This is a genomic window from Caldovatus sediminis, assembly GCF_014644455.1.
In the GTDB taxonomy this organism is placed as follows: Bacteria; Pseudomonadota; Alphaproteobacteria; order Acetobacterales; family Acetobacteraceae; genus Caldovatus; species Caldovatus sediminis.
In genome coordinates, this window is record NZ_BMKS01000001.1 from 198,880 (window position 1) to 210,081 (window position 11,202).

Annotated in this window: 10 protein-coding genes; 8 read left to right on the forward strand and 2 right to left on the reverse strand. The window is 73.8% G+C overall.

The window, feature by feature from the left end; all coding sequences use genetic code 11:
- The first annotated feature begins 91 nt into the window (after positions 1-91).
- The 8 genes from IEX99_RS00895 to IEX99_RS00930 all read left to right on the forward strand — a co-directional run bounded on the left by IEX99_RS00895 (position 92) and on the right by IEX99_RS00930 (position 9,907).
- Positions 92-1,885, forward strand: coding sequence for a transglycosylase domain-containing protein (locus tag IEX99_RS00895; RefSeq protein WP_229677723.1), 1,794 nt, complete (start codon positions 92-94; stop codon positions 1,883-1,885).
- A gap of 34 nt (positions 1,886-1,919) precedes the next feature.
- Positions 1,920-2,645, forward strand: coding sequence for a sensor histidine kinase (locus tag IEX99_RS00900; RefSeq protein WP_188897490.1), 726 nt, complete (start codon positions 1,920-1,922; stop codon positions 2,643-2,645).
- A 155-nt stretch (positions 2,646-2,800) separates the two neighbouring features.
- Positions 2,801-3,856 (forward strand): amino acid ABC transporter substrate-binding protein, encoded by a 1,056-nt coding sequence (locus tag IEX99_RS00905; RefSeq protein WP_188897492.1) that lies wholly within the window; start codon positions 2,801-2,803, stop codon positions 3,854-3,856.
- Between the two features lie 123 nt (positions 3,857-3,979).
- Positions 3,980-5,182 carry an amino acid ABC transporter permease gene (locus IEX99_RS00910; protein ID WP_188897494.1) on the forward strand — a complete coding sequence of 401 codons (1,203 nt, stop codon included), beginning with the start codon at positions 3,980-3,982 and terminating at the stop codon, positions 5,180-5,182.
- 3 nt (positions 5,183-5,185) lie between these two features.
- Complete coding sequence (locus IEX99_RS00915; RefSeq protein ID WP_188897496.1) at positions 5,186-6,496, forward strand: amino acid ABC transporter permease; 1,311 nt, start codon at positions 5,186-5,188, stop codon at positions 6,494-6,496.
- 16 nt (positions 6,497-6,512) lie between these two features.
- Positions 6,513-7,313 carry an amino acid ABC transporter ATP-binding protein gene (locus tag IEX99_RS00920; protein WP_188897498.1) on the forward strand — a complete coding sequence of 267 codons (801 nt, stop codon included), beginning with the start codon at positions 6,513-6,515 and terminating at the stop codon, positions 7,311-7,313.
- A 94-nt stretch (positions 7,314-7,407) separates the two neighbouring features.
- Positions 7,408-9,333, forward strand: coding sequence for a potassium transporter Kup (locus IEX99_RS00925; protein ID WP_188897500.1), 1,926 nt, complete (start codon positions 7,408-7,410; stop codon positions 9,331-9,333).
- A 100-nt stretch (positions 9,334-9,433) separates the two neighbouring features.
- Positions 9,434-9,907, forward strand: coding sequence for a hypothetical protein (locus tag IEX99_RS00930; RefSeq protein WP_188897502.1), 474 nt, complete (start codon positions 9,434-9,436; stop codon positions 9,905-9,907).
- Between the two features lie 130 nt (positions 9,908-10,037).
- On the opposite strand, the gene IEX99_RS00935 is transcribed toward IEX99_RS00930, so the two are convergent.
- Both IEX99_RS00935 and rpmE read right to left on the reverse strand, forming a co-directional pair.
- Positions 10,038-10,520 carry an Hsp20 family protein gene (locus tag IEX99_RS00935; RefSeq protein WP_188897505.1) on the reverse strand — a complete coding sequence of 161 codons (483 nt, stop codon included), beginning with the start codon at positions 10,518-10,520 and terminating at the stop codon, positions 10,038-10,040.
- A 328-nt stretch (positions 10,521-10,848) separates the two neighbouring features.
- Positions 10,849-11,082: a 50S ribosomal protein L31 gene (gene rpmE, locus IEX99_RS00940; protein ID WP_188897507.1), complete on the reverse strand. Its 234-nt coding sequence runs from the start codon at positions 11,080-11,082 to the stop codon at positions 10,849-10,851.
- Positions 11,083-11,202: the final 120 nt, after the last annotated feature.

Here is an 11,202-nt window from a genome sequence, read left to right on the forward strand (position 1 = left end):
GCGCCGGACCGCCCGCGGGCCCGGCCCTCGCCGCCGGCCGCTCCCGCTGCGCCTGCTGCGCTGGGCGATCCTCCTGACCGTCTGGGGCGGGGTGGCGCTCGGCTGCGCGCTGCTCTGGTTCGCCTACGACCTGCCGCGGCCGGAGGCGGCGCTCGCCGCGACGCGCCGGCCCTCCGTCACCCTGCTCGCGGCGGACGGGCGGCTCCTCGCCACCTCCGGCGACCTCTACGGCGAGCCGCTGCGGCTCTCGGAGCTGCCGCCCCATCTGCCGGCGGCGCTGATCGCCATCGAGGACCGGCGCTTCCGCGAGCATTTCGGCCTCGACCCCGTCGGGATGGCGCGCGCGGCCTGGGTCAACCTGACCGCCGGGCGCGTCGCGCAGGGCGGCTCGACCCTCACCCAGCAGCTCGCGAAGAACCTGTTCCTCACGCCGGAGCGCAGCCTGCGGCGCAAGGTGCAGGAGGCGCTGCTGGCGCTGTGGCTGGAGCGGCGCTTCACCAAGGACGAGCTGCTCGAGATCTATCTCAACCGCGTCTATCTCGGCGCCGGGGCCTACGGGGTGGACGCCGCGGCGCGGCTGTACTTCGGCGTCCCGGCGCGGCGGGTCACGCTCGGCCAGGCGGCGCTGCTCGCCGGGCTGCCCAAGGCACCGTCGCGGCTCAACCCGCGCGTCGCGCCGGAGGCGGCGATCGGCCGCGCGATGGAGGTGTTGGGGGCGATGGCCGAGCAGGGCCTCATCCCGCGCGCCCTGGTCGCGGCCGAGGGCGAGCGCCTGCGCCTCGTCCCGGCGCCGAGCCGCGACGCCGGCTGGTTCGCCGACTGGGTGCAGGGCTTCGCCGGCGGCGAGAGCCTGGCGGCGCGCTTCCCCGGTGCGGGCGACCTGGTGCTGCGCACCACCCTCGATTCGCGCCTGCAGGCGGCGGTGGAGGCGGAGCTCGCGGCGCTGCTCGCCGGCCCGGGGGCGAGGGCGCGGGTGACCCAGGGCGCGGTGGTGGCGCTCGATGCGGCGAGCGGCGCGGTGCGGGCGATGGCGGGCGGCCGGGACTATCGGGAGAGCCCGTTCAACCGCGCCACCCAGGCGCGCCGGCAGCCCGGCTCGGCGTTCAAGCCGATCGTCTTCCTCGCCGCCCTCGAGCAGGGGATGCGGCCGGGGGACATGGTGGCGGACACCGCGCTCCGCCTCGGCCACTGGTCGCCCGGGAACGGGGAGTGGCGCGCGCGCGGCGAGATCACGCTCGAGGAGGCGCTGGCGCACAGCGTCAACACCGCGGCGGTGCGGGTGCTGCAGCGGGCCGGCGGCCCGCGGCGAGTGGCGGAGGTGGCGGCGCGGCTCGGCCTCGAGGCCGACCGGCTGCCGCGCGACGCCTCGCTGGCGCTGGGCACCGGGGAGGTGACGCTGCTCGACCTCGCGGCGGCCTATGCGGCGATCGCCAATGGCGGGCGACGTGTCGTGCCGGAGGGCATCGCCGCGGCGCGCGGCGCGGACGGGACGGCGCTCGCCGTGCCGCGGGCCGGCGGGTCGGCGGCCGGGCGCGCCGTGGTCGCGGCCGAGCATGCGGAGGCGCTGCGCCGGATGCTGGAGGCGGTCGTGCGCTATGGCACGGGCCGCGCGGCGGCGCTGCCCGGCCGCGAGGTGGCGGGCAAGACGGGGACGAGCCAGGACCACCGCGACGCCTGGTTCGTGGGCTTCGTCGCCGCACCGGCCAGCGGCGCCGCCGCCGGCGCCGGGCCGCTGGTCCTCGGCATCTGGCTCGGCAATGACGACGCGAGTCCCATGGACGGGGTGCGCGGCGGCACCCTCGCCGCCCGGCTGTTCCGCGATATCCTTGAGGCCTACGGTCGGGGGCAGGGAGCAGCGGCGCGGGAGCGCGCGCCGCGGGGCTGACGCGGAACGAGGCACTCGGCGGAGGACGGCGCGGATGGAAGAGGCTTCCCTGGGACCGGCGGCGCCCGGCGAGGAGGGGCGTCCGGCGCGGGAGGCGGGCGGCGACGGCGGCCCCGCGCCGGCCGAACTCGCCGCGCGGGCGGCGCGCCAGCGCCTGCTCGCCGCGCTTGCGCCGCCGCTGCAGCACGAGGTCAACAACCTGCTGACGGTGCTGTTCGCGAACGTCGAATCGCTGCGGCGCGCGCTGCCCGAGGAGGGGCCGGCGCAGCGCCAGATCGAGCGGGTGGCGCTGGCCAGCCGGCGCCTCGACGCGGTGGTGCGGGCCTTCACGGTGCTGGCGCGGCGGCCGCTGCCGGACCTCGCCGCGGTCGATCCGGGCGCGGCGCTCGCGGCGGTCGAGCCGCTGCTGCGCCTGGTGGCGGGCTCGCGCATCAGCCTCGCGATCGAGCAGGCGCAGGGGCTAGCGCCGGTGCGCCTGGACCGGACGCTGTTCGACCTCGGCCTGCTGGAGACGGCGCGCGACGCGGTGGCGCGGCTGTCCTGCGGCGGGACGGTTCGCCTCGCGCTCGGCCCGGCCGCGGGGGGTGGCGCGGCGCTGGTGATCTCCGGCCTGCCGCCGGCGCCGCCCACGGCGGCGCTGAGCGCCCTTGCCGAAGGCGCCGGCGGGCGGCTCGAGGCGAGCGAGGCGCCGGGGGATCGGGTCACCCTGACCCTGGTCCTGCCGCCGGCGCCGGAGGAGGCGGCGCCCCCCCGGTCCTAGGCGGTGCGCCCCCCGGAGGGCGCCGCCGCCGCGCGAGCCGCGCCCGCGCGCACGCTTGCGCGTTGCCCCGGCGCGAGGCAATGGCGCAGCATCGCCTGGCGAGAGCGCGCGTCGCGCCGGAGGCGGACGCGGCAGGAAGAAGGGAGAGGAAGACGATGCTCGGCACGATCCGCGCCCTGGGCGCGGCGGTTCTGGCGCTGGCGGGGGCGGCCACGGCCCTTCCCGCCGCGCATGCCCAGCAGCCGGCGCAGCAGTCGCCGGCCGCCAACACCGTGGAGGTGATCCGCTCGCGCGGCACGCTGGTCTGCGGCGTCAACACCGGGCTCGCCGGGTTCGGCGCCCCGGACGCCCAGGGCCGGTTCCAGGGCTTCGACGTGGACTACTGCCGCGCCCTCGCCGCCGCCCTGCTCGGCGACGCGGAGCGGGTGCGCTACGTGCCGCTGACGGCGCAGCAGCGCTTCACCGCGCTGCAGAGCGGCGAGGTGGACGTGCTGTACCGCAACACGACCTGGTCCTTCTCGCGCGACACCAGCCTGGGCTTCGACTTCCCGGCCATCAACTTCTACGACGGCCAGGGGTTCATGGTGAAGGTCAGCACCGGCGTGCAGAGCGCCTCCGAGCTGCAGGGCGCGACGGTGTGCGTGCAGCCCGGGACCACGACGGAGCAGAACCTCGCCGACTGGGCGCGCGCCAACAACATGCAGATCCGCCCGGTGGTGATCGAGCGCATGGAGGAGGCGGTCGGCGCCTACATCGCCGGACGCTGCGACGTGTACACGACCGACGTCTCCGGCCTCGCCTCGACGCGCGCCGCGCAGGGCCCTCGCTCGGAGGAGCACCGGATCCTGCCGGAGGTGATCAGCAAGGAGCCGCTCGGCCCGGTCGTCCGCCAGGGCGATCCGCGCTTCCGCGACATCGTCGCCTGGACCCACTTCGCCCTGGTCGCGGCGGAGGAGCTCGGCATCACCCGGGAGAACGTCGAGCGGGCCGCGCAGAGCGACCCGAGGCCGGAGGTCCAGCGCCTGCTCGGCCGCACCGGCGATCTCGGCCAGATGGTCGGCCTTCCGAACGACTGGGCGCTGAGGGCGATCAAGGCGGTCGGCAACTACGGCGAGGTGTTCGAGCGCAACCTCGGGCCGCTCGGCATCCAGCGCGGGCCGAACCGGCTGTGGACCCAGGGCGGGCTGCAGTACGCGCCGCCCTTCCGGTGAGGCGATGACGGCCGGGCCGCACGGCGCCGTGCGGCCCGGCAACCGGCCCGCGGCCGGCGTATCCCGCGGGCGCCCACGATGCCGCGGCCGCGGGCAAGGAAGAAACCGGACGAGGCTCCCGTCATGTCCGACGCGACCACCGACCCGCGCCACTTCCGCACCCCGCCGCGACGGCCGCTCCGCCTGTCGTGGTCGGACGAGCGGGTGCGCGCCATCGTCTGGCAGGTGCTGGTGGTCGGCGTGGTGGTGGCGGTCGTCTGGTGGCTGGTGCGCAACACGGCGCATAACCTGGAGGTGCGCCGGATCGCCACCGGCTTCGGCTTCCTCGGGCGCGAGGCCGGGCTGCCGATCGGCGAGCACCTGATCGACTACTCGCCGACCGACACCTATGCGCGCGCGCTGCTGGTCGGCGTGCTGAACACGCTGAAGGTGGCGGTGGTGGGCGTCCTGCTGGCGACCATTCTCGGCACCGCGATCGGCATCGCGCGGCTGTCGCGCAACTGGCTGCTGGCGCGGCTCGCCTCGGCCTATGTCGAGGTGATCCGCGACCTGCCGCTGCTGCTGCAGCTGCTGTTCTGGTACACGATCCTGCAGGGGCTGCCCGGCCCGCGCCAGGCGCTCAATCCGGTGGACGGGGTGTACCTCTCCAACCGCGGGCTGAAGCTGCCCTGGATCGAGTGGCAGGGGGCGCACACGGCGGCGCTGCTCGCGCTGGTGGCGGGCGCCGCGGGCGCCTGGCTCTACGCGCGGTGGGCGCGCGCGCGGCAGATGGCCGACGGGCAGCCGCGGCGGGCCTGGCCGGCGGCCGTGCTGCTCATCCTCGGGCTGCCGGTCGCGGTCTGGGCGGCGATGGGGGCGCCCTGGACGGTGGACCGCCCGACGCTGCGCGGCTTCAATTTCGTCGGCGGCGTCACGATGAGCCCGGAGTACTTCGCCCTGCTCATCGGCCTGGTCACCTACACGGCCGGCTTCATCGCCGAGATCGTGCGGGCCGGGATCCTGGCGGTGAACCTCGGGCAATGGGAGGCGGCGCAGGCGCTCGGCCTGCGCCACGGGCAGGTGCTGCGGCTGATTGTGATGCCGCAGGCGCTGCGCGTGATCGTGCCGCCGATGACGAGCCAGTACCTGAACCTGACCAAGAACTCCTCGCTCGCCGTCGCGATCGGCTACCAGGACATCGTGAGCATCGCCAACACGACGCTGAACCAGACCGGGCAGGCGATCGAGGGCATCGCCATCATCATGGCGGTCTACCTGACCATCAGCCTGTCCATCAGCGCCTTCATGAACTGGTACAACGCGCGGATCGCGCTGGTGGAGCGCTGAGCCATGGCCCCCGCCGACACCACCGCCCGCGTCCGGCTCGACACCGCGGTCGCGCGCGTCCCGGGCGAGGCCTCGGCGCCGCGCAGCCCGCCGGCGACGGCGGTCGGGCCGCTCGCCTGGCTGCGCGGCAACCTGTTCTCCTCCTGGCTCTCCACCGCGGTCACGCTGCTGCTGGCCTACCTGATCGTCCGCTGGACGATCGGCTTCGTCGAGTGGGCCTTCGTCAACGCCATCTGGGAGGTGCCGCACAACCAGACCCAGGCCTGCCGGGAGATCAAGGGCGTCGGCGCCTGCTGGGCGGTGGTGACGGAGAAGCACCGCTTCATCCTCTTCGGCACCTATCCTTTCGAGGAGCACTGGCGCCCGGCACTGGTCGTCCTGCTCTTCGTCGGGCTCTACGTCGTCTCCGCCCTGCGCCGGTTCTGGCGGAAGGAGCTGGTGATGATCTGGGCCGGGGTGCTGACGCTGATCGGCATCCTGATGTGGGGCGGGAACACCGCCCCGGGGCTGCTGCGGCAGCCCTACGAGCAGGTCCTCGCCCTCGTCCTTCTGGCCGGCGCCGGCTTCGCCTACCGCCACGGGCGGATCGGCGTCGCCCTGCCGAGCGCGCTGATCGTCTACGCCCTGCTGGCCTGGGCCGGGCCCGTGCTCGACATGCCCTACGTGTCGCAGGAGCGCTGGGGCGGGCTGCCGATCACGCTGATCCTCGCGACCTTCGGCCTCGCCTTCGCCTTCCCGCTGGCGATCCTGGTGGCGCTCGGGCGGCGCTCCGAGCTGCCGGCGATCCGGATGCTCTGCGTGCTCTACGTCGAGCTGATCCGCGGCGTGCCGCTGATCTCGCTGCTGTTCATGGCGAGCGTGATGTTCCCGCTGTTCCTCCCCGAGGGGATGAACATCGACAAGCTGCTGCGCGCGCAGATCGCGATCATCCTGTTCGCCGGCGCCTACCTCGCCGAGGTGGTGCGCGGCGGCCTGCAGGCCCTGCCGCGCGGGCAGTACGAGGCGGCGGACGCGCTCGGCCTCACCTACTGGCAGAAGACCGGGCTGATCGTGCTGCCGCAGGCGCTGAGGCTGGTGATTCCGCCGCTGGTCAACACCTTCATCGGCTTCTTCAAGGACACCTCGCTGGTGCTGATCATCGGCATCTTCGACCTGCTGACCGCGGGCAAGACCGCGATCATCGAGCCGGCCTGGCAGGGCTTCGGCGTCGAGGTCTACATCTTCGTCGGCCTGATCTACTTCATGTTCTGCTACGCCATGTCGAAGTACAGCCAGAACCTGGAGGCGGAGCTGAACCGCCACCGGCGGCGCTGAGGGGAGGGGCGCGACGATGAGCCAGACCGCCGCAACGCCGGAGGGCGCGCCCGTCGCCTCCGCCGCCCACACGGACGCGCCGCCGGCGATCCTGCTCGACCGGGTCAACAAGTGGTTCGGCGCGCTGCACGTGCTGCGCGACGTCTCGCTCGCCGTCGCGCCGGGCGAGCGGGTGGTGGTCTGCGGGCCTTCGGGCAGCGGCAAGTCCACCATGATCCGCTGCATCAACCGCCTCGAGAAGCACCAGGAGGGGCGGATCGTCGTGGACGGCATCGAGCTCACCGACGACCTGCGCGCGCTCGACGCCATCCGGCGCGAGGTCGGCATGGTGTTCCAGAGCTTCAACCTGTTCCCGCACCTCACCGTGCTCGAGAACTGCACCCTCGCGCCGATCTGGGTGCGCCGCATGCCGAGGAAGGAGGCCGAAGAGCTGGCGATGGAGCTGCTCACCCGGGTGAAGATCCCGGAGCAGGCGCTGAAGTACCCGGGCCAGCTCTCTGGCGGGCAGCAGCAGCGCGTGGCGATCGCGCGCGCGCTCTGCATGCGGCCGAAGATCATGCTGTTCGACGAGCCGACCTCCGCGCTCGACCCCGAGATGATCAAGGAGGTGCTCGACGTGATGGTCGAGCTGGCCGAGACCGGCATGACCATGATGGTGGTCACGCACGAGATGGGCTTCGCGCGCCAGGTCGCCGACCGGGTGGTGTTCATGGACCGCGGCGAGATCGTCGAGGTCGGCACCCCCGACGAGATCTTCAACGACCCGAAGACAGACCGGCTGCGGCTGTTCCTCAGCCAGATCCTCAGGGAACACTGAGCGGGAGCGCGGCGCACGCGCGGGCACGCGGGCGGCGAATGCGCTTGCCGCACGCAGGCGGACGGCCTATGCCCCGCCCGCCCGGGCATCCCAGATGAGCGACGCACACCTCCCCTCCGCAGGCGGCCGCGCCCTGTCGCCGGCCACGGGCGCGCCCGGCGCCGGGCGCCCGCTCACGGCGGGCCTGCTGCTCGGCGTGCTCGGCGTCGTCTACGGCGACATCGGCACCTCGCCGCTCTACGCGGCGCGCGCCTCGCTCCTCCTGTTCGGTCCCGAGATCGGCCGCGCCGACATCCTCGGCGTCCTCAGCATGATCGTCTGGGCGCTGATCCTGACGGTCACGGTGAAGTACATCGTCTTCATCCTGCGCGCCGACAACCGCGGCGAGGGCGGGATCCTGGCGCTGATGGCGCTGGCCATGCGCGCGGCGCGGGACGAGCGCGGGCGATGGCTGGTCGCGCTGGTCGGCATCGCCGGCGCGTCGCTGTTCTTCGGCGACGGCACCATCACGCCGGCGATCTCGGTGCTGTCGGCGATCGAGGGGCTGAAGGTGGTGGATCCCGCCTTCGAGGAGTTCGTGGTGCCGCTCTCGGTCGCGGTCATCCTGGCGCTGTTCCTCGTGCAGTACCGCGGCACCGGCACCATGGGCGCGGTGTTCGGGCCGGTCACCGCGGTCTGGTTCGCCGTCCTCGCGCTGCTCGGCCTCGTCGGCATCGCGCAGCGGCCGGAGGTGCTCGAGGCGCTGTCGCCGCACCACGCGGTCGCCTTCGCCGCCGCCCATCCGCTCGCGACCTTCGTCGCGCTCGGCTCGGTGGTGCTGGTGGTGACGGGGGCGGAGGCGCTCTACGCCGACATGGGCCATTTCGGCCGCCGGCCGATCCGCGTCGCCTGGCTCTGCTTCGTGCTGCCGGCGCTGACGCTGAACTACTTCGGCCAGGGGGCGCTGCTGCTCGGCGACCCCGCGGCGATCGCCAACCCGTTCTACCTGCTCGCCCCCGAATGGGGGCGCCTGCCGCTCGTCTTCCTCGCCACGGCGGCGACCATCATCGCCAGCCAGGCGATGATCTCGGGCGCCTACTCGATCGCGCGCCAGTGCATCCAGATGGGCTTCCTGCCGCGGCTGATCGTGCGCCACACCTCGGAGACCGAGGAGGGGCAGATCTACATGCCGCAGGTGAACTGGGGGCTGCTCGCCGGGGTGGTCATCCTGGTGCTGTCGTTCGGCAGCTCGGAGGCGCTCGCCGGCGCCTACGGGCTCGCGGTCACCGGCACCTTCCTCTGCACCTCGACCCTCGCCTTCCTGGTCTTCCGCCGGCGGTTCGGCTGGCCGCTGCCCTTCGTCGTGCTGGTGTTCGGCCCGCTCTTCCTCCTCGACGCCGGCTACTTCCTCTCCAACGTGCTGAAGATCCCGCAGGGCGGCTACGTGCCGCTGATCATCGGCGGGGCGCTGTTCGCGATGATGACCACCTGGCACCGCGGGCGGGAGCTGCTGTTCGCCCGCTTCCGCCAGGACAGCCTGCCGCTCCGCTCCTTCCTCGCCCGGCTGCCGCACAGCCGGACGATCCGGGTGCCGGGCATCGCCGTGTTCATGACCAGCCAGGCCGACTACGTGCCGAACGCCCTGCTGCACAACCTCAAGCACAACAAGGTGCTGCACGAGCGCGTGCTGTTCGTCACCGTGCTCAACGAGGACATCCCTGCGGTCCCGCCGGAACGGCGGCGCGAGGTGACGGAGCTCGCCCCCGACATCCACCGCGTGATCATCCGCTACGGGTTCCAGGAGAGCCCGAACGTCCCGCGGGAACTGGAGCAGCTCCGCGCCGAGGGCGTCGCCTGGGACGCCATGCAGGCGAGCTACTTCCTCGGGCGCGAGACCGTGGTCGCGGCGGTGGTGCCGAAGATGTCGCGCTGGCGGCAGTGGCTGTTCGGCCTGATGTCGCGCAACGCGGTGCCGGCGACGGAATTCTTCCGCATCCCCTCGGACCGTGTGGTCGAGCTCGGCGTGCGGGTGGCGATCTGACGCCCAGCCGCCCCCGGGCGCGCCGCGAACCGCGTCCGGCGGCACCGCGTTTCCGCTAGGCTGCCGGCCCGTTGGACGGACGGTGGGCAGGAGACGCGGGATGGGAAGCGCAGGCGGGGGCGGCGGCACGGCGGCACGGCGCGTCACGGTGACCCTGGCGATGGCGCACGGCCCGGCCTTCCCGGAGGGCAGCCCCGAGCATCGCTATGAGCTGCGCGTCATTCTCGATTCGCGGGGCGCTCTCGACCCCGGGGCCTGGGCCGCGGATCCGGAGCCCTGGCCGGCGCGACGGCTCTGGCCGGGGGAACCTGAGCGGCGTGGCGACGTGCAGTACGATCCCGATTCCGGCTGGTCGCTGCGCCTGTTCGGCGGCGCGGCCGCCCCCGGCGAGGGGGGCGGCCGGATCGCGGGGCAGGCGTCCGGCGAGGCGGAGCCAGGCGCCGCAGCGGACCTCTCCGACGCGCCGCTCCAGCAATTCCTGCAGGTGCCCGGCACGATGCGGCCCGGCGAGTACCTCTTGATCACCGAGCCGGATGGGCGCGAGTACGGCTATCGGATCGTCGGGGTCGGCTGACGCCGAGGTCGGCGACCATGCCGCCCGCACCGGGGGACGGGGCGGGACGCGGAAGGACCGGCAGGTCGAACCGCCGGCCCCGGCCACGCCGCGTGACGCCGGATGCGGCCGCTCCGGCGCCGTGCGAGGGTCAGGCCGCCCTGGCGGGCTCCCCCTGCTGGTCGTTGGCGAGCGCCGGACGCTGCTGCGGCGCGCCTGCCTGGATGGCGATGCGGCGCGGCTTCAGCGCCTCGGGCACGACGCGCTCGAGCTCGATGTGCAGGAGCCCGTTCTCGAGCCGGGCGCCCTTCACGACGATGTGGTCGGCGAGGACGAAGCGGCGCTCGAAGGCGCGGCCGGCGATGCCGCGGTGCAGGAAGCTGCGGCCCTCGTCGGACTGGGACGCCTTGCCGGCGACGCTGAGCGTGTTCTCGCGCACCGTCACCTCGAGGTCGTCGGGGCCGAAGCCGGCGACCGCCATGGTGAGGACATAGGTGTCCTCGCCGGTCTTCTCGATGTTGTAGGGCGGGTAGCCGTTCGCGGCCTCCGACACGCGCGCCATGTCGAGCTGGCGGACGAGCCGGTCGAAGCCGATCGCGGTGCGGAACAGGGGAGAGAAGTCGAACGCGTTCATCGGGAACCTCCTCCGAGAAGCAAGGTCCGTTGCGGCTGCGTCCCGGCCGGGCGGCGTCCCCCGGGGATCCCCATGCGGGCGACCCGATCCGGTCCGCACCGGCAGCCCCGATCGGGCGCCGCCGGCGCCCTCGAATTGGCGCGCGCCGCCCCCGGTTCAAGAGAGGCGGCGCGTGGAACGGACCGCGGCCGGACGGGAAGTCGGCCGGACGGAGGCGCCGCTCACCCCGGATCCCGTGGGGCTGGGCGCGACCTACGTCGAGGCCGGGCCGCCGGATGCCGGCCCCGGCCCCCGAGCGCGGACCGGCCACGATCCGCGAGATCGGGCCTCAGCCCTTCTTGCGGCTGCCGATGCCGGCGAAGCGCTTGTTGAACTTGGCGATCTGTCCGCCGGTGTCGAGCACCACGCGCTGCTGGCCGGTCCAGGCCGGGTGCGACTTCGGGTCCACGTCGAGGCGCAGCGTGTCGCCCGGCTTGCCGTAGCAGGACCGGGTGGTGAAGCTGGTGCCGTCGGTCATGACGACGGTGATCTCGTGGTACTCGGGGTGCGTGTTCGGCTTCATCGGAGGCTGCTCGCGGAGTTCGGGGCGGCCGATGCCGACCGGCCGCCGGGGCGGAGCGGGGCCTATAGGGGAAAGCGGCGGGCGCGGCAACCGCGCACGGCCGGCGCCCGGAGCGGATCG